The 21,491-nt window shown below is 42.4% G+C and carries 24 protein-coding genes; 17 read left to right on the forward strand and 7 right to left on the reverse strand.

The features are described 5' to 3' along the window. Nucleotides 1–182: 182 nt before the first annotated feature. A complete protein-coding gene (locus tag FILTAD_RS09330; protein ID WP_124070408.1) occupies nucleotides 183–734 on the reverse strand; it encodes an ECF transporter S component in 552 nt (183 codons plus the stop codon). A 220-nt stretch (nucleotides 735–954) separates the two neighbouring features. On the opposite strand from FILTAD_RS09330, the gene FILTAD_RS09335 reads away from it, so the two are divergent. Next, nucleotides 955–1,803 (forward strand): pyridoxamine kinase, encoded by an 849-nt coding sequence (locus FILTAD_RS09335; protein WP_124071153.1) that lies wholly within the window; start codon nucleotides 955–957, stop codon nucleotides 1,801–1,803. Between the two features lie 449 nt (nucleotides 1,804–2,252). On the opposite strand, the gene FILTAD_RS09340 is transcribed toward FILTAD_RS09335, so the two are convergent. From FILTAD_RS09340 to FILTAD_RS09350, 3 genes are all read right to left on the reverse strand, one after another. Then, nucleotides 2,253–2,780, reverse strand: coding sequence for a hypothetical protein (locus FILTAD_RS09340; protein WP_124070410.1), 528 nt, complete (start codon nucleotides 2,778–2,780; stop codon nucleotides 2,253–2,255). Nucleotides 2,781–2,841: 61 nt separating this feature from the next. Beyond that, nucleotides 2,842–3,435 (reverse strand): hypothetical protein, encoded by a 594-nt coding sequence (locus tag FILTAD_RS09345; protein WP_124070412.1) that lies wholly within the window; start codon nucleotides 3,433–3,435, stop codon nucleotides 2,842–2,844. A 205-nt stretch (nucleotides 3,436–3,640) separates the two neighbouring features. Further along, nucleotides 3,641–4,273, reverse strand: coding sequence for a helix-turn-helix domain-containing protein (locus tag FILTAD_RS09350; RefSeq protein ID WP_124070414.1), 633 nt, complete (start codon nucleotides 4,271–4,273; stop codon nucleotides 3,641–3,643). A 506-nt stretch (nucleotides 4,274–4,779) separates the two neighbouring features. Here FILTAD_RS09350 and FILTAD_RS09355 point away from each other — a divergent pair. Further along, entirely contained in the window at nucleotides 4,780–5,790 is a 1,011-nt protein-coding gene (locus FILTAD_RS09355; protein ID WP_124070416.1) for an Rpn family recombination-promoting nuclease/putative transposase, read from the forward strand. Between the two features lie 478 nt (nucleotides 5,791–6,268). Then, on the forward strand, nucleotides 6,269–6,709 hold the full coding sequence (locus tag FILTAD_RS09360) for a BrxA/BrxB family bacilliredoxin (protein WP_124070418.1): 441 nt from the start codon (nucleotides 6,269–6,271) through the stop codon (nucleotides 6,707–6,709). A gap of 56 nt (nucleotides 6,710–6,765) precedes the next feature. Here the strand turns inward: FILTAD_RS09360 and prli42 are convergent, their stop codons facing one another. Further along, a complete protein-coding gene (prli42, locus tag FILTAD_RS15825) occupies nucleotides 6,766–6,861 on the reverse strand; it encodes a stressosome-associated protein Prli42 (protein ID WP_160117595.1) in 96 nt (31 codons plus the stop codon). Nucleotides 6,862–6,972: 111 nt separating this feature from the next. Between prli42 and mce the strand changes: the two genes are divergently transcribed. The 6 genes from mce to rnz all read left to right on the forward strand — a co-directional run bounded on the left by mce (nucleotide 6,973) and on the right by rnz (nucleotide 13,285). Then, nucleotides 6,973–7,383, forward strand: coding sequence for a methylmalonyl-CoA epimerase (gene mce, locus FILTAD_RS09365; RefSeq protein WP_124070420.1), 411 nt, complete (start codon nucleotides 6,973–6,975; stop codon nucleotides 7,381–7,383). A 3-nt stretch (nucleotides 7,384–7,386) separates the two neighbouring features. Next, a complete protein-coding gene (locus FILTAD_RS09370; RefSeq protein WP_124070422.1) occupies nucleotides 7,387–8,934 on the forward strand; it encodes an acyl-CoA carboxylase subunit beta in 1,548 nt (515 codons plus the stop codon). 112 nt (nucleotides 8,935–9,046) lie between these two features. After that, complete coding sequence (locus tag FILTAD_RS09375) at nucleotides 9,047–10,168, forward strand: M20/M25/M40 family metallo-hydrolase (RefSeq protein WP_124070424.1); 1,122 nt, start codon at nucleotides 9,047–9,049, stop codon at nucleotides 10,166–10,168. Nucleotides 10,169–10,182: 14 nt separating this feature from the next. After that, nucleotides 10,183–10,659, forward strand: coding sequence for a chemotaxis protein CheW (locus FILTAD_RS09380; RefSeq protein ID WP_124070426.1), 477 nt, complete (start codon nucleotides 10,183–10,185; stop codon nucleotides 10,657–10,659). A gap of 468 nt (nucleotides 10,660–11,127) precedes the next feature. Next, the gene (locus FILTAD_RS09385) at nucleotides 11,128–12,312 is read left to right on the forward strand and encodes a DNA polymerase IV (protein ID WP_124070428.1); all 1,185 of its coding nucleotides are present in this window, start codon (nucleotides 11,128–11,130) and stop codon (nucleotides 12,310–12,312) included. A gap of 16 nt (nucleotides 12,313–12,328) precedes the next feature. Continuing rightward, complete coding sequence (gene rnz, locus FILTAD_RS09390; RefSeq protein WP_124070430.1) at nucleotides 12,329–13,285, forward strand: ribonuclease Z; 957 nt, start codon at nucleotides 12,329–12,331, stop codon at nucleotides 13,283–13,285. A 69-nt stretch (nucleotides 13,286–13,354) separates the two neighbouring features. On the opposite strand, the gene namA is transcribed toward rnz, so the two are convergent. Continuing rightward, complete coding sequence (gene namA / locus FILTAD_RS09395; protein ID WP_415579164.1) at nucleotides 13,355–14,374, reverse strand: NADPH dehydrogenase NamA; 1,020 nt, start codon at nucleotides 14,372–14,374, stop codon at nucleotides 13,355–13,357. 51 nt (nucleotides 14,375–14,425) lie between these two features. Next, complete coding sequence (gene proC, locus FILTAD_RS09400) at nucleotides 14,426–15,235, reverse strand: pyrroline-5-carboxylate reductase (protein ID WP_124071154.1); 810 nt, start codon at nucleotides 15,233–15,235, stop codon at nucleotides 14,426–14,428. Between the two features lie 439 nt (nucleotides 15,236–15,674). On the opposite strand from proC, the gene FILTAD_RS09405 reads away from it, so the two are divergent. The 8 genes from FILTAD_RS09405 to FILTAD_RS09440 all read left to right on the forward strand — a co-directional run bounded on the left by FILTAD_RS09405 (nucleotide 15,675) and on the right by FILTAD_RS09440 (nucleotide 21,074). Next, on the forward strand, nucleotides 15,675–16,619 hold the full coding sequence (locus tag FILTAD_RS09405; protein WP_124070434.1) for an MBL fold metallo-hydrolase: 945 nt from the start codon (nucleotides 15,675–15,677) through the stop codon (nucleotides 16,617–16,619). Further along, nucleotides 16,606–17,358, forward strand: coding sequence for an SDR family NAD(P)-dependent oxidoreductase (locus FILTAD_RS09410; protein ID WP_124070436.1), 753 nt, complete (start codon nucleotides 16,606–16,608; stop codon nucleotides 17,356–17,358). Before FILTAD_RS09405 ends, FILTAD_RS09410 begins: the two co-directional genes overlap by 14 nt. 254 nt (nucleotides 17,359–17,612) lie before the next feature. Continuing rightward, entirely contained in the window at nucleotides 17,613–18,116 is a 504-nt protein-coding gene (locus tag FILTAD_RS09420; protein WP_124070440.1) for a hypothetical protein, read from the forward strand. A 382-nt stretch (nucleotides 18,117–18,498) separates the two neighbouring features. Further along, entirely contained in the window at nucleotides 18,499–19,314 is an 816-nt protein-coding gene (locus tag FILTAD_RS09425; protein ID WP_160117596.1) for an alpha/beta fold hydrolase, read from the forward strand. A gap of 405 nt (nucleotides 19,315–19,719) precedes the next feature. Next, nucleotides 19,720–19,830 carry a putative holin-like toxin gene (locus FILTAD_RS16100; RefSeq protein WP_238988211.1) on the forward strand — a complete coding sequence of 37 codons (111 nt, stop codon included), beginning with the start codon at nucleotides 19,720–19,722 and terminating at the stop codon, nucleotides 19,828–19,830. A gap of 326 nt (nucleotides 19,831–20,156) precedes the next feature. Continuing rightward, nucleotides 20,157–20,531 carry a YhfM domain-containing protein gene (locus FILTAD_RS09430; protein WP_124070444.1) on the forward strand — a complete coding sequence of 125 codons (375 nt, stop codon included), beginning with the start codon at nucleotides 20,157–20,159 and terminating at the stop codon, nucleotides 20,529–20,531. Nucleotides 20,532–20,631: 100 nt separating this feature from the next. Next, nucleotides 20,632–20,823 carry a DUF2281 domain-containing protein gene (locus FILTAD_RS09435; protein WP_124070446.1) on the forward strand — a complete coding sequence of 64 codons (192 nt, stop codon included), beginning with the start codon at nucleotides 20,632–20,634 and terminating at the stop codon, nucleotides 20,821–20,823. A 104-nt stretch (nucleotides 20,824–20,927) separates the two neighbouring features. Then, nucleotides 20,928–21,074, forward strand: coding sequence for a small, acid-soluble spore protein L (locus FILTAD_RS09440; protein WP_124070448.1), 147 nt, complete (start codon nucleotides 20,928–20,930; stop codon nucleotides 21,072–21,074). Nucleotides 21,075–21,491 lie beyond the last annotated feature (417 nt).

Consider the following 21,491-nt stretch of genomic DNA (forward strand, 5'->3'; position numbering starts at 1 on the left):
TAAGTTCTCTTTTCTTTTAAATATGCATGGACAGAAATTCAAGCAATCACTGGACAAAGGAAAACGTTAATTTCCGGTCAGATTCTTACGTCAGTAACAATGAGTGACTGGCACCGTACAATCGAAACACGCCATCCATGCTGTAAGCAAAACAGCAAGATGGCGTGTTTCTGTTGTACGTATTAATAATTCTTTTTAAAGTAAGATGTTTTTTTCAGCGCGATACATACTGGAATCGCGACAAGTAAACCCACAACGTTTTGGATGATATCTCCAGGAATTGATGCTATAGGAACGATCCAGCTTTTGAACATAATCGCTTGTCCAATATAGTATACCGCAATCATCACGGGCATTGAAGCAACTGCTCCCAAAATGTTTAACCCAATACTGTCGCCTTTATGACCCTTAGACCAGGCTATTTTCCCGACAATCAGACCTTGTAATGCGCGGGATATAATTGTCGTTGGTGCCCAAATTAACCAGCCACCTAGTATATCGAACAAGCCCATTCCGATTGCTCCGGCAAGTGCTCCCTTTTTAGGGCCGAATAAAATTGCTGTGATGAAAAGCATCGCTGTCCCTAAATGAATGAGGCCTCCTTGCCCAATGGGAAGCTTGATATTAATAAACACGGTTGAGATGAAAATAAGTGCCGCTAAAATTGATGTAATCACTAAATCAAATGTTTTCGTTCGTGCTTTTGTATAGGTTTGATTTTGTATATATTGCACCTGCATCTCCCTCACTTCAATAAGTATTTTGAATGCTTTAACTTTAGCAAAGGGCTGACTAGTGTTAAAGTGTCAATTTCATTAAAATGTAAAGGGTCAGTTTGTTTTGTCTGTACAATAATAGTTCATTTCAATCTATATTAATTGATGCATTTTCGCCTCTTCCTTATTATGATACGATGAAGAGAATAAAAGTAGGATTAGTTAGGTGGCGAATAGCATTAAAAAAGTAGCTGTCATTCAAGATATGTCATCCTTTGGGAAGTGCTCGTTAACGGCTGCAATACCTGTGCTATCAGTGATGGGTGTTCAGGCAGTGCCATTGCCAACCGCGATTTTAACGGCGCAGACTGGGTATCCAAGCTTTTATTGTGAGGATTTAACGTCAAAAATGGACTATTTTGTGGAGGAATGGAAAAAGCTTGGTGCGACCTTTGATGGCATTCATACAGGCTTTGTGACAGGAAAAGAGCAAATTGATAACCTATTTCAGTTTTTAGACGTGTTTCATTCGAATGAAACGAAGCTACTTGTCGATCCAGTAATGGGCGATACGGGCGAGGTATACAAAATGTTTACAGGCGGGTTGCTTGATCGTATGAAGGATTTAGTGAAGTGCGCAGACATTGTTACACCAAATGTTACAGAGTGTTGCTTGCTTACAGGGTTGTCGTATGAGAAGCTACAGAGCTATCAAAATGATTCGGATTATATTCAGGTGTTGGAGGAGGCGGGCCATCAGCTCCAGCATGTAACAGGGGCAAATGTCATAATTACTGGTTTGAATCCGCCGCCAGCAGATGGGAACAAGCGCTATGTAGGCAATATGTATGTCGATGCAAATCATTCCTATTATCGTTTACGAGATTTTAACGGCGAGAGCTATTCGGGAACGGGTGATTTGTTTGCATCAGTCATTATGGGTGGTATGATGCGCGGACAGGATTTAGTGGAGTCCATGAAGCTTGCGGAGGCGTTCTTAGCCGCTGCGATTGAAGCTACGTCAAGGGAGCAGGTTCCGCGCGAGGCAGGCGTGAATTACGAACAATTTTTGCGAATGTTGCTTTAGTTGGTTGACACCGTGTGAGTGACTATCACCTGTCATGACATTCTATAGGTACAAAAGCAGTATACTTCCTTTGGAATGAGGAGGAATACTGCTTTTTGCGTATTCAAAGAAAATGGAGCGGAGATGGATCATACAGATATCCGTATTTTCAAACCAACACAAATTGACAATGCGAGTTTACCCTATGTACTTAGTCCGTTCAGCGTTTTGAGCTCGGCTACCCCTGTAAAGGTGCCCTCATAATTACTAGAAGTGTGTTAGTGTCAGGTACCCGTACAAGAAACTATCGTGAAAGTTTAAACAATCATGATTGTCCATGACACAGCGTACTGAAAATTTAAAGAAAAAAGAAAATCAGCCATCTACTTAAATGGCTGATTTTCTTTTTAACTTTATTACCACCCTATCATTCAATCTTATCATGATACTTTTCGCCATCATACTGGTGTTTATTTAGGAACAGTATTTGTAAGAAGCGGTGATTTTACATAACCTGGATCCGGAAGTTGTTGATTAGCTGTATTAATTAACTCCTGGGCTTTCTTCTGGGCTGCCGTTTGTAAGTTTTTCTTACCTACATTCACTTCATGTTCTACGTTCTCAGTAATAAGTCTTTCAGCCTCAGCGGTTTCATTCTTAATGGACTTTTCAATTTCCTTCACTAACTTTCCATATTCCTTATCTATTTCTGCATTACCTTTACTTACACTTTTTTCTAGATGCTTTTGTACCTTTTCCTGGGCAGCGTCAAACTCTTCTTTGACTTTTTTCTCGATTAGCGTTATTTTACCTTTTGAATTCTCTTGTACCTCAAATCCTGCCCACCCAGCAACTTTTACAAATAACGAGGTGGCCGCACTGCTAATAAATTCCGTAAAAGTAGCATTATTTGCAGCAGCACCGATACCTCCTGCGACTAAAGCAACCACTAGAATCCCAGCTATTACTTTACCTTTTACACCTTTAACTAGTTTCATACATGTTTCCTCTTTTCATTTAAATTTAAGGGAGATGGCACATTGTCTCCTGGGCAACCTGTTATTCGTCCCTCTCACTTGTTTCTATAATTGGACTCGTATCGGGTTCTTCACTTTCCATTAATTCACTACCATCTTGAACAAACTCACCATCAGTTCCATCTTCAATTTCAACTTCTTCAACAGGAGGTTCGATGTGGATAGGTTTTTTGCTGTCAACTCCTTTAATTTCACCGGTGGTTGCGTTTAGTGCGGCATCTATTTTTGCCTTCTCTTTAGCCATGTAGGCGTTGAGTTGCTCTGTGATTTTCAACTTTCCAGCACGGATTTCTTTCTCGGTTGCATCTTCAATCACAGCGAGCTGCAACGCATAATAAGCGCTTAACTCGTTATTTACTCTCTTCAATTCAGACTCGTTCCAGGATGTTAATTCACGTGAAACCTGAAAATGAGCATCTTTTACCAAAGCGGAGAGTTCGTTTTCGTAGCCTTGGCTAGTTGCCTGAATCGATTTTTCGGCATCAGAAAGCAAAGGAATGACAGTGGTATCCATCAAGTTTTTAATATAGTCTGCGGGATTTTTCTCATTGGCTATAGCTGTACCACCCAGGGTGATAAAAAGCGCTAGTCCTATTGGAATGAGGTATTTCTTCACGGGTAGTTTGATATATACTCCTCTTTTCGCATAAATTTCAAAACAGGGTGGCAAAGCGTCGGGTGATTAGATTTTAGTTTTATAGAAATGTGATCCCGAGCGATTCTATTCATTTGCGATGAACAAATGAACTAGAATTGAAAGTTTTAATACACCAATTTCTTTACAGTACTTTAGTCATATATACCTTTGCATAGTAGTATATTCATCCGCCATGTGAAACGTGCGTGAATTCGGGGTGCCTCCGTAAGAAACTTTCGTGAATGTTTGAATAACCAGGATTGTTTGTCTCACAGGTACCCTTTACCAATTTACTTTCTCCGATTGTTGAAGAAAGAAGGGATTTCATTTTACCGAAAAGCGTTGTAGGCAACACTTCCGGAGGAGACGTTCTTTTAAGATCTTTAGAATTTATAGATTTAGAAAGAAAGGCTTCAGTCTGCGGAATTGCGGGTTGCGGCTTACTGTCAGCTGTCTTTTCGGTCACTTCTGGGCTGTTCATTTTCGACTGGTCATGAAAAGGTATAATAACGTAAATGTTGGCGCCTAGCCCGCTCATGACAGGGCGGATAAAGTGAATGCGTTCGATGATGTAGAGCTTTTCTAATTTACGAATAGCGCGTCGGACGGTTGCGTTGGATTTCTTGATAGCCTTTTCGATGGTTTCGTGTTTCAAGTGAGCGGCACCGTATTTGACGGAGTAACGGCGAATCATATCGAGGACAGCCCGCTCAGTTTTATTCATAGCGTTCCAGTGGGCCAATACATGTTGCCGAGTTGCTTGGTCTAAGTCTTTTGTGTTTGTGAAGTGTGCGTGCTCTGTTAGGTATGTTTTCATTGGAAGGAGCCCCTTTTATTCTTTATATAGAGGGGAATGGGGCGGAAGGATACATTTTGGCGAAAATTTTTTTTGGTGTGAAGAAAACGTTGCTAGGTTCAGGGAGTAAGTTATGGGGTTTCGAGCTTATGTTGTGAGGTTGGCGTTTTACGTTGCTAGGTTGGCATTTTATACTGAGCAGTACCCGCGCAAGTCGATTTGAAGTACCTCGTGCAAGAAACTATCGTGAAAGTTTAAACAGTCATGATTGTTTGTTACTCAGGTATCCTATACTCAAATTGTTGGTTGGTTTTTATTGCACAGGTGCGCACACAATCGGGAAAATAATTAGATTAATGGATTGGTATAACAAAAAATACCTAGCCTTCACCCTATTCAATCTTGCAAATCATTCACTATGAAATCAACTCAATTTCAACTGATATATACCTAACGATTGAACGTGCGTTCGTGTTGTGTTATAGTTAATACAATAGTCTGAAACCTAATTGGAGGTGTTTTATTAAATGGTTGTGGCATGGGTCAGAGAAGAAAAGACGCAATATGGCGGAAGTTTGGTGGATCAAGACGGTCTGTGGAAAAAAGTGATTGGAGAGTTGTTCGAAGATTTTTTACTGTTTTTTGCACCAGAATTGCACACACATATCGATTTCTGTAAGGAGCCAGAGTTTTTAGATAAGGAATTATTTCAGGAAGTCGTGGATAAGCGAAAAGGGAGGCGATTTGCGGATCGATTGGCAAAAGTCCATTTGAAAGATGGAAAAGAGCAATGGATTCTCATCCATATCGAAGTGCAAAGTAAAAAAGAAACGGATTTCCCTGAACGAATGTTTCGATATTTCTATCGCATCTACGACCGCCATCAAAAGAAAATTGTCGCTATCGCTGTTCATACATCCCCGAGTCGGAGTGATATACCCGAACGTTTTACCTACGATTATTTTGGTACGCAGCTACATTATTCGTATAGAAATTATCAAACGGAAGCTTACTCAGACGAGGAACTCGAACGGTCGGATAAGCTTTTCAGCAAAATCATCCTAGCAGCAAAAGTACTGCATCAAACAAAAGATGAAGCACACCAACGCTATCTTTTCAAAAGAAAGCTAATGCGTGAACTTATCCACAATCAAAATTACTCACGTACTGCAGTCCAAGCTGTTTTTCATTTTATTGATTACTTGCTACAATTGCCAGAAGCGTATACAAATCGGTTATCTGAAGAAATTCGACCAATGATTAGAAAGGAGACGGAGCTAATGGAGCTATACAATAAAGAAAATGCTTCCCCAACAATTATGAATGCTTTTGATTTGGAGTTGGAGAAAGGTATAGAACAAGGAATAGAGCAAGGAATAGAGCAAGGGAGAGAACAGGGAATAGAGCAAGGAATAGAATTTGAAAAAAGAGATATCACGAAGAAATTAATTTTGAAAAACATGGCACTTGAAACAATTGCAGAAATTACTGGACTTACTTTGGAGCAAGTAAAGGAGATTCGGAAAACGTTGAACTAAGCCGTGTAATAGTAAATGTAAGTGGAAACAATGGCTCGCTTAATTTACCGTGCCAGTTACTCACGCTTGTCACTCAAACCTTTGCATTTTTTCAACTAACATGATTGTTCGAACTTTCATGTTAGTATGAGTGACTGGCACCGTACACTAGCTCCTTTCTATTTTATTAGTAGCTCTGCTGAACTTCTGGTTTTATGTAATCTCCAGCGAAGGCGCCTCACTGAGGTAGCCTCCCGCAATAAGCCTGATAGTGGTTTCTATCAGGCTTATTGCGGGAGGCATCCCCAAGCGCCGAGCGTCGTTGGAAAGAGTCTTAATTGTATAGGTGATAATTAGATATCCGTATTGAAAGTTTTGAAATAATACATATACCTGTAGTCACATAAAGTGTTACACCTTGTTCTTCATATTGAATTTTTGCATGGAACGCTCTCTACTGCTATGATGGAAATGAAATTAGAAAGGGGTTTGAACATCGATGAATATGAACTTTGATTTATTAATGAATGAAACACTTACACGTGCCCGCGCTGAAATGGAAGCTAGCGGCTATGAACAGCTTTCAACACCCAAAGAAGTGGAAGCAGCTTTTGCACGTAAAGGCACAACACTTGTTATGGTGAACTCTGTTTGTGGTTGTGCAGGCGGCATCGCGCGTCCGGCGGCAGCACATGCAATTCATAACGATAAACGTCCAGATCACTTAGTCACTGTATTTGCAGGACAAGATAAAGAAGCGACAGCACAAGCACGTATGCTTTTCGGTGAAGATCATTTACCATCTTCTCCATCATTTGCGCTTATGAAAGACGGAAAACTTGTTGCGGAACTGGGCCGCTATGAAATTGAAGGGCATGACCCAATGTCCGTTGTGACAAACCTACAAGGTCAGTTCGACGAATTCTGCGAAGAAGTATAATCAAAAAAAACAGTCCGTGAGTGCGAAATTGCACAACACGGACTGTTTTTTCATATTTACATAATCATGCTAAGCCCAAACAAGAGACTAGATGCAACCATCGCTGCAACCATTACATAGACGATAAATTTTTGTACTTTCTTATTACTCATGGCTCCAAACTCCTTAACCGTTATGATTCTATTTTAACAGAATCTGAAGATTTCACAAGATGTAGCGAATTCATCTGGAAGAATGTACAATAGAGTATAGGGGTGAGTATATTGAAAAAAGTCGACCATATTGGAATTGCTGTAAGAAGCATCGATAAATCAGTAGCCTACTATATAGATACACTTGGACTGAAACTTCTAGCCATCGAAGAAGTGGTAAGCCAAAATGTGCGCGTCGCGTTTATTGACGCTGGAAATATTAAACTTGAATTATTGGAACCACTTAGTGAAGAAGGAGCTATTGCGAAGTTTCTTGCTAAACGCGGGGAAGGTGTCCACCATATCGCGTTCGGTGTTACGGATATTCGGACACGAATGGCGGAACTGCAAGAAAAAGGGGTACAACTTTTACAAGATGAACCCAATCCAGGTGCGGGTGGTGCAAAAGTTGCATTCCTTCATCCTAAATCGTCATTCGGTGTTCTGTATGAACTTTGTGATAAAAGCAGTAAAGGGGAATGAACAATGGATATTTATGATAAAATAAGCGAATTATATGACAAAAAGAGAACCATTGAACTAGGTGGTGGAGATGAGCGAATCGAGAAGCAACATGAAAAAGGGAAACTGACTGCAAGGGAACGAATCGATCTGCTTCTAGATCCCAATACGTTTGTTGAGTTGAATCCATTCGTTTCACATCGGACACGTGATTTCGGCATGGATAAGCAAGTAGGACCCGGGGATGGCGTCGTAACGGGTTACGGCAAAATTCATGGAAGACCTATCTACCTATTTTCTCAAGACTTCACAGTTTTTGGAGGGGCACTTGGTGAAATGCATGCCATGAAAATCGCGAATGTGATGGATTTGGCTGCGAAGAATGGAGCACCGTTTATTGGATTGAACGATTCGGGTGGTGCACGCATCCAAGAAGGTGTTGTGTCGCTTGACGGCTATGGTGAAATTTTTTACCGCAATGCTATCTATTCAGGTGTCATCCCACAAATCTCTGTTATTCTCGGACCTTGTGCTGGGGGGGCTGTTTATTCACCAGCTATTACTGATTTTGTATTCATGACGGATGAGACGAGTCAGATGTTCATCACGGGACCGAAAGTAATTGAAACGGTGACAGGCGAAAAAATTTCATCTGAAAATTTAGGTGGATCGAAAGTACATAATTCAATAAGTGGAAATGCACACTTCCGTGGGAAAGATGAAAAAACGGTTCTCGAAGATGTACGGAAACTGCTTGCCTATCTACCTCAGAACAATGAAGAAAAAGCACCTATCTTAGCATACGATGAAACGGATGATTATCGCGCGGATCTAGCAGATGTCGTGCCATACGAAACAACACGGCCATATGACGTTCGCAAAGTTGTCGCACAAGTAGTCGATGCGGATTCATTCATGGAAGTACAGTCGGAATTCGCGCGCAACGCAGTTGTTGGATTAGCGCGTATGAAAGGTGAATCGGTCGGTCTGATTTGTAACCAACCGAAAGTGATGGCTGGTGGACTCGATATCGATTCTTCCGATAAAATCGCTCGCTTCATCCGTTTCTGTGATTCGTTCAATATTCCGCTTATCACCTTTGAAGATGTAACCGGCTTCTTCCCGGGCATTAAACAAGAACACGGCGGCATCATCCGTCATGGCGCTAAAATTTTATATGCCTATTCGGAAGCGACTGTGCCGAAAATGACGGTGATTCTTCGAAAAGCATTCGGCGGCGCATATGTAGCACTTAATTCAAAATCAATTGGTGCCGATATCGTCTATGCATGGCCAAATGCTGAAATCGCTGTTATGGGTGCACAAGGCGCGGCAAATATTATTTTTGCACGTGAAATTGCGAACAGTGAAAATCCCGAACAAACACGTGCAGATAAAATTGAAGAGTACCGTGAAAAATTCGCTAATCCATACGTTGCAGCCTCCCACGGAATGGTGGATGATGTCATCGATCCACGCGAAACACGCATCAAACTATTACAAGCACTTGATATGATGCGCAACAAACAGGAAACAAGACCGAAAAAGAAACACGGCAATATCCCACTTTAAGGGTTGAATACATGAATAGCTATGCAAACTAATCGAAGGCACCTGGGGGATAGACATCCCTTAGTGCCACAACGGATTCAATGGACTACATATATAAAAGGAGCTGGGTTTAATGAATAAACAAAGACTACTCGATGAGTTTTTAGAACTCGTACAAATTGATTCGGAAACAAAGAACGAACGTAATATTGCAGATATTTTAACAAAAAAGATGGAAGCACTCGGCTTTGAAGTTGTAGAAGACGACTCGGCACCACGGAGCGGGCACGGAGCGGGGAATTTAATTGCTACAATGCAAGGGACAGCCAATGGTATCGACCCAATCTATTTCACTTGTCACATGGACACAGTTGTTCCAGCGCAAGCCATTAAACCGGAACTTCGGGAAGATGGTTACATTTATTCAGACGGAACGACCATTCTTGGTGCGGACGATAAAGCCGGAATTGCAGCCCTTTTTGAAATGGCACGGTCTTTAAAAGAAAGCGGTCAACCGCATGGCGATATCCAGTTCATCATCACGGCTGGCGAAGAAAGTGGTCTTGCGGGTGCAAAAGAAATGGACACGACATGTATCAAAGCAAAATATGGCTATGCAGTCGATAGCGACGGCAAGGTTGGCGGCATTGTAACTGCTGCACCTTACCAGGCAAAATTGTGTACGACAATCCATGGTAAAACAGCGCATGCGGGCGTTGCGCCTGAAAAAGGTGTTTCAGCTATCAATATTGCTGCTAAATCCATTGCTGCCATGTCACTTGGACGAATCGACACGAATACAACAGCGAATATCGGACGTTTTGAAGGTGGGCAAGCGACAAATATCGTTTGTGATGAAGTGCGTATTTTGGCAGAAGCCCGTTCAATCGATCCTAAGAAACTAAATGAGCAAACACAACATATGGTGAGAACATTTGAAGAAACAGCAAATGCGATGGGCGGACAAGCTGAAACGGATGTAGAAATCATGTATCCAGGATTTAGTTTTGGCGAAGAAGCACAAGTGGTTCAAACCGCGATGGAAGCAATCCGCAATATTGGGCGTGCACCGGAGCTATTGACAAGTGGTGGCGGTAGTGACGGCAACATCTTCAACGGAGCTGGGATTCCAACAGTGACATTATCTGTCGGTTATGAAGAAATTCATACGAAAAGTGAACGGATGCCAGTCGAAGAATTGAATAAGCTGACAGAACTATTACTTGAAATCGTTCGTGTAACAGCGACCGAGTAAATGGGGGTAAACAAGTGAATGACTTAAAAGTAGTTGTTGTTCAGTGCGGCAACGAAGAATATGCCATTCCAGTAGAAGCGGTCGTTTCAATCGAGCTCTTGGAACATGTGAACCCAATTCCGCATCTTCCAGCGTATATGCTTGGTCTTATGAGGATTCGTGGTGAACTCGTTCCGATTCTTGATTTTGAACAAATTTTATATGGAAACAGTGCAAGAAATCATGCAGAAGCACGCGTTGTCGTTGTGCAAACTGAGAATCTTTATATTGGATTGCTCGTTCTCGATGCGAAAGAAATTCTTGATATCCCGGAGAGCTTGATGACTTCATCTGGTCTAATGGCCTATTCGAAAACGAAATACTTCACAACGGTCGCGAATCTGGAAAACCGAATGATTACTGTAATTGACCCTGAAATTTTATCACGAACGCTTGCGGGAATGAATGAAATTGAAGAATACGTTGAAGCACAGTTAACACAAAACCCTTGAAACCGGACCGGGCAGTTTAAACTGCTCGGTCTTTGCATTATAATAAAGAAAAGCGAATGCGGCCGTGTAGGGGCGACGGGCATAAGAGGGTGCGGTAAAGCGGCGACCTTTGCCGCAAAACCGTACCACCTTATGACCCGAGCCCCTGGCCGCATGAGCTAGCCAGAAAGAAAAGCGAATGCGGCCGTGTAGGGGCGACAGGCATAAGAGGGTGCGGTAAAGCGGCGACCTTTGCCGCAAAACCGTGCCAGCTTATGACCCGAGCCCCTGGCCGCATGAGCTAGCCAGAAAGAAAAGCGAATGCGGCCGTATAGGGGCGACGGGCATAAGAGGGTGCGGTAAAGCGGCGACCTTTGCCGCAAAACCGTGCCAGCTTATGACCCGAGCCCCTGGCCGCATGAGCTAGCCATGAAGAAAAGCGAATGCGGCCGTGCAGGGGCGACGGGCATAAGAAGGAGGGCATGTGCGATGGGAACAGCAGCTGAAACGCGGGCGAAGGTCATTCTTCACCTCGATATGAATAGCTTTTTCGCCTCTGTTGAACAAGCACATGATCCTTCGTTAAAAGGGATTCCAATGGCTGTCGCAGGCAACCCGAAAGAGCGAAGGGGCATTCTAGTCACCTGTTCTTATGAGGCGAGAGCGCTCGGAATATACACAACGATGACAGTAGGTGAAGCGAGACGGATTTGTCCCGATCTTGTTATTGTACCACCGGACTTCGAAAAGTATCGAATAGCCTCGACAGCTGTCTTTACGATTTTACGTTCTTATACCGAGCTAGTTGAACCAGTGTCAATAGATGAAGCCTATATTGATATTACTGCAATCGGAGGATTAACGGATGCAGTCAATATCGCAAGTGGAATGCAACAACGCATTTTAAAAGAACTGGATTTGCCCTGTTCAATCGGTATTGCACCTAACAAGTTCCTTGCAAAAACTGCATCCGATATGAAAAAACCGATGGGAATCACCATTTTGAGGAAGCGTCAGGTTGAAGCACTTCTATGGCCTTTGCCTGTCATCGAGATGCATGGAATCGGTAAAAGCACTGAGAAAAAGTTGCATACACTCGGTATCTATACAATGGGTGACTTGGCGAACGCCGATAAAGTGAAGATTAAAGCGACCCTTGGAAAAAATGGGCTTCGTCTACAGAAGCGGGCAAATGGCGTTGATCATCGCCCGGTTGACCCAGAGGCAGCAGAAGAACGAAAAAGTATTGGTAGCTCCACGACGCTTCCAGTCGATGAAACTGATTTGGATGCTTGCTTGGAAGTTTTCAAATGGCTCTCCATCAAAGTGGCGGATCGGCTTGATAAAAACCAACTTGCAGGAACTGTCGTCATGATTCAAATTCGTACAGCAGACTGGCGCAATCAGACACGAAGTCGTTCATTACTCAACCCCATTTATAAAGTCCAAGACATTTATAAGGAAGCCGTAGATCTATTCCAGAAACATTGGGATCATGAACCTGTACGTCTACTGGGAGTCACCGTAACAAATGTCGTACCGATGAATGAATTACATGAACAATTATCGATTTATAATTTCGAAAAACATGCCAAAGAAGATAAAATAGACGGATTGCTCACACAACTGGGGCAGAAGTTCGGTGAAGGCTCCATTAAAAGGGGTAACAAGTAGAAGGGAGGAAGACAGTATGGAACTCCAATTTTTAGGCACAGGCGCCGGTATGCCATCCAAAATGCGTAACACGTCCGCTGTTATTTTAAATTTATCAGCAGAAGGAGAAGGGTACTGGTTATTCGATTGCGGAGAAGCAACGCAACATCAACTTTTACATACACCATTAAAACCTCGGAAAATCGCTAAAATCTTCATTACCCATCTGCACGGTGACCATATTTTCGGTTTGCCTGGCTTACTAGGATCCCGGTCGTTCCTTGGTGGCAATGAGCGACTCGAAATATATGGGCCTAGCGGATTAAAGGAATGGCTAGAAACTACTTTGCGTATTACAACAACACATTTGAATTACGAACTCCTTATCCAAGAAGTTGGAGAAGGTATCATAGTTGAAGATGATAAATTTAAAGTGATTGCGAAAAATCTGCAACATGGAATTCCTTGCCTTGGCTATCGGATTGAACAAAAGCCACTACCAGGTAAGTTATTAATTGACAAGGTAAATGAAGCGGGTGTTCCGAAAGGGCCTCTTTTGAAAGAGTTAAAAGACGGATCAGATGTAACCTTGCCGGATGGGCGTCTCATCTTTAGCAAAGACGTCACCGGCGAGCCGCAGGAAGGGTTTACGGTCACCATTCTCGGTGATACAAGTTATTGTAACGCAGCTGTTGAATTAGCTTTGGATGCTGACCTTCTTGTCCATGAAGCGACGTTTGACATGGACACGGATAATTTGGCAAAGGAATATGGTCATTCGACAATTGGAGATGCTGCACGAACAGCCAGTGAAGCAGGTGCGAAGAAACTAATCGCAAATCATATAAGTGCTCGGTTCATGCCGAGTGATGTGGCAAAATTGAAAGAACAAGGCGAAGCGATTTTCCCTACGCTTCATATTGCAGAGGACTTTTCCCGCTTTGTGTGGATAGATGGGCAGGTTAAGAACCTTAACGCCGAGAAACCCTCTTGAGTCGGTGATAAAAGGCAAAAATCCACGTTGAACAAACTGTTCGCGTGGATTTTTTGCTATCTATGCGTATTAGAATGTCCAACCACGATTGTATTGTTTCGCCATTGGTATTTCGACTCGAAGTTCTTTCGCTGCGGTATAGGCCCAGTACGGATTTCGCAAAAGTTCACGCGCAAGAAACACCATATCTGCACGGCCGTTTTTTAAAACTTCCTCAGCCTGGATACCTGTTGTAATCAAGCCAACCGCACCTGTTGCAATGTCCGCGCTCCTTTTGATGGTTTCTGAAAAGGGAACTTGATAACCCGGAAATGCATCGATTGAAGCAGGGACATTCGCACCCGAACTGACATCGATCAAATCGACTCCTTGTTCTTTCATCCACTTCGCCATTTCAACATAAGCAGCTGGCGTCATACCGCCTTCCGTGTAATCATGTGCAGAAATACGGACGAATAAAGGTCCATTCCACACTTCTTTTACTTCATCGATAATTTCCCGCAAGAAACGATATCGATTTTCCGCGGAACCCCCATAGGCATCCGTACGCTTATTTGTTAACGGGGACAAAAACTCATTGATCAAATAGCCGTGGGCACCGTGCAATTCGATAACATCAAAGCCGGCTTTTAGTGCACGGACAGCGCCGTTTTTAAAGGCCTGGATCGTCTCTTTGATTTCAACTTCCGACATTTCGATTGGTGTTTTATATTTCTCATTAAAAACAATAGCGGATGGTGCGAATATATCTCCGTCTATCGTCGCTTTACGTCCAGCATGTGCTAGTTGAATACCGGTTTTTGCACCGTGTTGTTTCATCAGGTTAACGATTTCCGTAAGTCCGTCGATATGATCATCGCTCCAAATACCAAGATCTTGCGCGGAAATACGGCCTTCCGGCAATACGGCCGTCGCTTCAACGATGAGTAAACCGACCTGTCCGACGGCGCGTGTCGCGTAATGAGTCTTATGCCAATCCTCCACTTTGCCATCCTTGTTATGACTGGAATACATACACATCGGTGACATGACGATCCGATTTTTGAATTCGACACCGCGTATCGTATAAGGTTCAAATAATTTAGCCAAGTTTTCCAACCCCCTTGTACATTTCTACCTCAGTATAGCAATGAGGAACGATTAAGACAGTCTGCCAAGCTCACGTGAACGTGCCTCTGCCATTTCGATGCACTGTTTAATGGCTTCTTTAAACCGTCCTTTTTCCAATGCCTGGAGTCCCGCTTCGGTTGTGCCACCTGGACTGGTCACATTATTTCTTAGTTCCGCAGGTTCCAATCCCGTTTGCTTTAACATCGCTGCTGCGCCTTCAATTGTTTGGATAATGAGTTCACGTGCCACGCCTTTGGACAACCCTTTGTCCATTGCTGCCTCTTCCAGCGCCTCCGCCATGTAATAGACATATGCAGGACCGCTACCGGAAAGGGCCGTTACAGCATGTAATTCATCCTCCTCGACTTCCTTCACAATACCGATGGATGCCAATAGGTCCAGGATAAGTGTTTTCATATCAACACTAACCGCTTCATTCCAGGCGACGCCACTCGCCGATTTTCCGATGGTAGCAGATGTATTTGGCATCGAACGGGCAATCGGCCTTGCACCGAGACCGTTTTCGATTGTCTGGATTGAAATCCCCGCGATGACTGACAAGACGGCCGTTGTATCAGCCATGTAACAAGATATATCAGCCATTGCATGGTGGATGTCTTTTGGCTTCGTCGCAAGAATCACAAGATCCGCTCTTTTCAACGCTTCCTTTTCATTACAGACAATCGATACACCATACTTATTTTTCATAAAGGCCAAACGTTCATCGTCCGATTTATTCATCACAAAAATCTGCTGGGGATTCACAGCACCTTGCTCCAAAACTCCAGCAATAACCGCTTCGGCCATTGAACCCGCTCCAACAAATACGATTGTTTTCATATCCATCCATCCTTTCATCGCAGAAATAGCGATAGCATCTTTGGTTTAAAAATAAAAAAAACATGCGCTTCCGTCCCTCTAATAAGGACGAAAACGCATGTCTCCGCGGTACCACCTAAATTTGCCGGCTCTTAAACCAACACATCTCAAATTCTTTCTTAACGCGAAAGGCACGAGCCGTGTTTCCATGGCTGCTCAGAAGCAGGTTCGAAGCGGGAGAGGGATATGTGGTTCTCAGCCAGTGACCACATTCTCTTTTTTCCATCACCGCAACTACTCGTCTTCGTCAACGCTTGTACGTACATGAATTACAGTGATTATATACATGCTGTCGGAAAAAAGTCAACTTTCTTTCAACTGAAAGAAAAGATGACGTTTTCGCTAAATACGAGTACAATAGACTGAATAACCATTCAGTTCATCGGAGGAGATCATACATATGATACACAAAATTATAGTACCTACACCTTTCGCAGTCGGAGACGTCAATACCTTTCTTATCAAAGGCGACACATTATCACTTGTCGATGCAGGACCGAAAACTCCACAAGCATATGAAGCTCTCAAATACGGTATTCAAGCAGCTGGTTATTCCATGAATGATATTGAACAAGTTATTTTGACACATCATCATCCAGATCACTTGGGATGGTTCGATGCATTCGATAATGCAAGAACACTAGGGCATATTTACAATGAGTTTTGGATGACGCGTGATCAGTCATTTTTCCAATTCCATGATACCTTTTACCATGATCGGTTAGTTGAAGAAGGTGTACCTGAAGAATACCTCAACTGGGTGGGGAAAATGAAACGGTCAGCAGAACTAATGGGAGAAGGCCCGCTTGATATAAAACTTACAGAAGGTGATGCGTTACCCGGTCATCCTGGTTGGTCTGTACTGGAAACCCTTGGCCATGGGCAAAGCCACATTTCTTTATGGAATGAAGATACCCGAACGATGATTGGTGGGGATCTTGTGCTTGGTAAAGTAGCCTCGAATCCACTTATTGAACCACCGCTTGACCCGGAACAAGGTCGACCACGTTCTTTACTGCAATACAATGAATCATTGAAACGACTTCTTACATTACCGATTGACGTCATTTATACAGGGCATGGTGATGAAGTGTACAATGCGCATGAACTTATTGAAAAACGGCTCGCAAAACAACATGACCGTGCAATGAAAGTGCATGCAATGTTGGAACAGGGACCGCGGACGATTTTCGAATTAACGCGTGAACTATTCCCGGCTGTATATGAAAAAGAATTAGGACTTACTTTGTCGATGACAATCGGGCAGACGGATTATCTTATCGATGAAGGGTTAGCGCTTGAAACACAGGATGCGGGCGGCGTTCTTTATTATGAAAAAGCATAAATCCGTTCTTATCACAGGAGCAACAAGTGGAGTTGGGTACGCGCTGGCGGAACGACTACTTGGGGAGAAGATGGATGTGTGGGTGACGGGTAGGGCGCCAGATGTTTTATGGGAGTTGCAAAACAACGGTGCACATACAATCCCAGCTGATTTATCGAAAACAGAAGACATCATCAAATTAGTTGAACAAGTCGGTTCCCCGGATATCGTCATTTTTTCAGCGGGTATTGGAACGTTCGGATTAGCACATGAAATTACGGATAGGATCATCAACGAAATGATGGCCGTCAATGTCATCGCACCCATGCAATTGACGAAGCGCCTGTTACCGAAAATGATGAAGCGAAAAAGTGGCCATCTTATTTACCTTGGTTCACAAGCGGGGAAAGTGGCAACACCGAAAGCATCCATCTATGCAGCAACGAAACATGCCCTTATTGGCTATACGGATGCACTTCGCATGGAAGTTTCACCGCACAATATCCATGTCACGACCATCAACCCTGGACCAATCGATACACCATTCCTCGATCTTGCGGATGACACCGGCAAGTACCGAGAATCACTTGGAAAGTATATACTGACCGTGGAAACGGTTGTCGATGCAATCATTAAAACAATGGAACAACCTGTCCGGGAAGTGAACTTGCCTAAGATTATGGGGATTACAAGCAAACTTCACGCCGTCGCTCCCGCACTTGTCGAACGGCTGGGACGCAAGTACTTTATGAAAAAGTAAATGAAAGGGGAAGTCTTGATGAAGATGCGAAGGAAGATAAAAAGGAAAAAGAATAATGAACGTTATTCTGGTTTGGATTTTTTTATGGATGTCGTATTTTGGATTCCAGAGTTACTGTTCCTTCCTTTTCGTTTGTTATTTTTCGGGGTAAGGTACCTTTTTCGACTATGGGATATCTTCTAACGAGAATAAATGCTGACTGTACCCCTTATATAAGAAATGTCTTGAAAAAAGAAAAATAATGGAGTGATTTTATGAAGAAGTTAGGATTACTCGCACTTACTTTTTTACTATTATCTGTTTCAGGGTGTAATCCAAAGGAAGATAAAGAGATTTTAGAACCGGGTTTAATTAGTTCTGAAAAGAGTTTGCCACTGTCGTTTGAGCAAATGGCCTCCGAGCATGACCAAGAAAAATATGTTGTTGAAAGAGTTAAAAATAAAAAAGACTATCGAAAAATGTGGAATAAGTTTCAGATGAAGGAAGAGCTAGTGGATATTGATACTGAAGCTAAGGATGTTTTGTTTATAGGCCTTTTTGAATCCAGTAGTTGTTCTTATGACATTAACGATACGTTTGCAAATTCGGAAAAAAACGAGTTGGAAGTTAACCTATCCTCGAAGTCTGGAAATTGTACTGCTGATGCAAGCCCAAGAAACTTTGTGCTTACTTTAGATAAGAGTGTGTCTAATGAGCTGTCAACTGTTGTCCTTGTTGATGGTGTTCAAAGAATCTCATTGCCTATAAATGATAAATAAACAATAAAAGTGCCGAGTTTTGTAATTAACGGGTTCGGTTGACGGGGAGAAATCATTAAAAAACACAGTATTTGGGGACACAATTCGCATAAGAATTGGCGTCCTTATATTTGTTGTTATATCAGCGTCTGTGTGCTTTTTATTGAGGAACTAGCACCCTAATTGGTACGGGGATTAACGACAGTACATAACTTTATGCGCCGTTGTTAATTACAATGTTAAAACGCTTGCTAATTGTTTGGATATAATAACTACCGTTAAAGGCGCTCGCCTAAAATCCATTGATGATTTTTGAAGGAAACAAGGGGATTTATGTTAAAATATATTGAAAATGGTTCTCGTTGAACCAATTCAACAAACGCGCCATAAAGGGGATGAAGTCATGGAATCAGGTTACTATGAATGGGGCAATAGAAATAATCCTACTCTAGTTTTTTTGCATGGAATGGGTTCTGCAGGACTGAGTTTCGGGGAACTAGCAAAACTTACAATGAGTAATTATCACATTATCGCTTTTGATTTACCTGGACATGGTGGAAAAGCTCCCTTGCCTAATGAGGAAGATTATTTGCCAACAAGTATTGCAGAAAACTTAAGTAAATTGATTGAGTCATTAGGTTTAACTGATGTTATTCTTGTCGGACACTCATGGGGTGCACACCTTGCACTATATCTGGCTGGACTTTATCCAAAAATGGTCAAAGGACTGATCTTATTAGACGGAGGGTACTTTCAACAAGATCCTGTCGGTGATTCCCTGGCAAAACAACTTGAAAATGTGGATGTATTCACTGAGAAAGTTCGCTATCCTTCGTGGGAGGCATTTCTTGAATCTGAAAAAGTTGATTCTCCAACATGGTCAAAGGAGATTGAAGCGGGCCGATTGGCGCAAGTTACTGAAATTGACGGTGAAATCCGACTGGCTATATCTCCCTTTACAGCCAAAGCAGTGATTAAAGGAATTTATCAGGACCAGACAGCAATTATGTTCCCTAAGGTACTGTCCCCAGTGTTGTTAATGCGTAGTACGCTTCCCACAGAAGTAGAGGATGACCGTAGAACAGCAATTGAATATTTTGTTGAGAAAATTCCTCAAGCTGAGGTACAAGCAATTCCAAACACAAGCCACGATATTTATCGGGATGCACCAGAGATAATCTCCTGGAAAATAAATGAATGGATTAAACGGAAATTATAGCTGGAAATATATATTTTCACTGCAAACGGCGGCTTTTCTTAAAGAAAGATCAGCGCCCACTTTTCATAAACGGGCGCAATTGTGAAAAGGCACTCACTTAGTTGATTGGAGTGGAAGCCGGCGACTCCTTGGGGATCAGCGTGACAGGTGAGAGACCCCACAGGGGAGCGAAGCGGACCGAGGAGGCTCACCGCACGCCCCCAGGAAAGCGTCCAGCTGGAACGCAAATCAACGGTTGTTAATACTATTCCAGATAAGGGCGCGATTGTGAAAGAAGAATTTCGTGTTTGATTTCACCTCTTTGCAGGGTGTCTTTCTTTTCTATCTAATAAAGGATAGAATAGTGTAAGCAGCTACATAAAGCGGATGGGCGGTTGGCACTCCCTTGAGAAAGGGGGTGTTTACATGGTGACATACGACGCAATGAACATGTTATTCCAATTTGGAATGTTCCTCGCAGCAACGGCAACTGCCATTGTAGCGATGATTGCTCTATTCATCAACAGAAAAAAGTAACTACCCTCCGCTAACGGCAATGTAAGCAGGGTAGTTACCTTTCGTAAAAACTCTTTGATTACTGGCCAACCGCACTTTAAGCGGATGTCAGCTGCACTGACTGGGTGTTGACGCACTCAGTCTTTTTTAGTATATGCTTAGTTTACCACAATTATGTGGAGCATACACATGTTTAAGAATTTTGTTAAGAATGAAGTTGAGTTCATACCGATACAAAAACACAGAAACTGACGTTGTTTTTAATATTGCGCAATCGGACCATTTTGTTGAATGCGTATGAAACTTTTTGTAAGAGGTAACGACTAACTTTAATGAGGGGTGAATCCATGAATAAATATTTAACTATATCCATTTTGCTCTTTGCATTTATTTCATCCCTAAGCGGTTGTAGCAAAGGAATTAAAGAGGTTGAAGTAAATGTCTATGAGATGGAAAGCTTTTCTGAAGTTAGAGAGGATTCCTTAGTCACCTTTACAGATAAAAAGGCGATTAAGCAATTTAAAAAAGCTTTTAGCAGTGCTAAAAAGCAACCAGGTGCAGTGGATATGGCAGACCCGCAGTATAAAGTAGAATTGGGTGGAAAATCATTTTTCCTTTGGTTAAGTCAAGACCATGGAACAATAATGGATGTCGAAGATACAAACACTATATATTCTTTAACAGGTAAGTCAGTTAAAAGTGTGAACAATATGTTCCGTTAACGGGCGCGTGTCCAGAAAAACTTGGTTCTAAATATATAGTTTGTCATAATGCCAAGTGGTATAATAAAATAAAACATTCCTGGAAGAGGTGATTATTCACATGAATACAGCTAGGGAGCGTTTACTTAAAATAATTGATGAAATTCCTGACCAGGAAGTGGATAAGATTCTAGACTTTGCAGAATATTTGAAAGCTAAAAGAGATAAAAGTGTCTCGCAGGATTTAACAAAGGCTAGTGAGAGTAGCCTAGGCTTTTGGGATAATGACATTGATGACGAGGTTTGGAACTAAGAAGTATGATTAAACGCCAAAATCCAAGGAGTGTAACTGTTCCTTTTGGGCATACTACATATGGAACTGAAAAATTGTAGGTTGTCCAAGTGGAGGTGAAAGAAATGGCGAAAAGCAAAAGAAGCGATAGAAATAACGATAAGGGAAAGAAAGCCACTAGCGTAACCCCTCAAGGGAACCAAGATACGGAATTCGCTGAAGAACCAAAAAGTAAATTAGAAGAAATCGCTAAAAAGAAAAACACCAAATAGACTTTAAGTACCTTCCATTGCAATAATCGTATATGTTGAAATAAAGAATTCCATTAAACGGCTACGGCGCTAGGGGATGCCTCCCGCCATAAACCAGACAACTTCGTCGTCAGTCTTATGGCTTCGGCTACCCCTGTTAAGGCGCCTTCGCTCAGTTAATACACCGGATTCAATAATTCGACTTATATAGATAGGAAAACCAGCCAATTCACAAACTTGGCTGGTTTTCCTATTCACAGTGAGTGGTCCCGAATCGTACGACAGAAGTGGGCGACGTTGCATTGCAATTGTCGGATGAATAGATAGGATTTTCAATGCAAAAGCCGACGCTAGTGTCGGCTTTTTTTGCGATGAAAATAACTGGTTGCTTGCAAGCTTATGTAAGACCCTCCAACCATGGGAAAACTTCCATGTTGA

This window comes from Filibacter tadaridae, assembly GCF_900609045.1.
In the GTDB taxonomy this organism is placed as follows: Bacteria; Bacillota; Bacilli; order Bacillales_A; family Planococcaceae; genus Sporosarcina; species Sporosarcina tadaridae.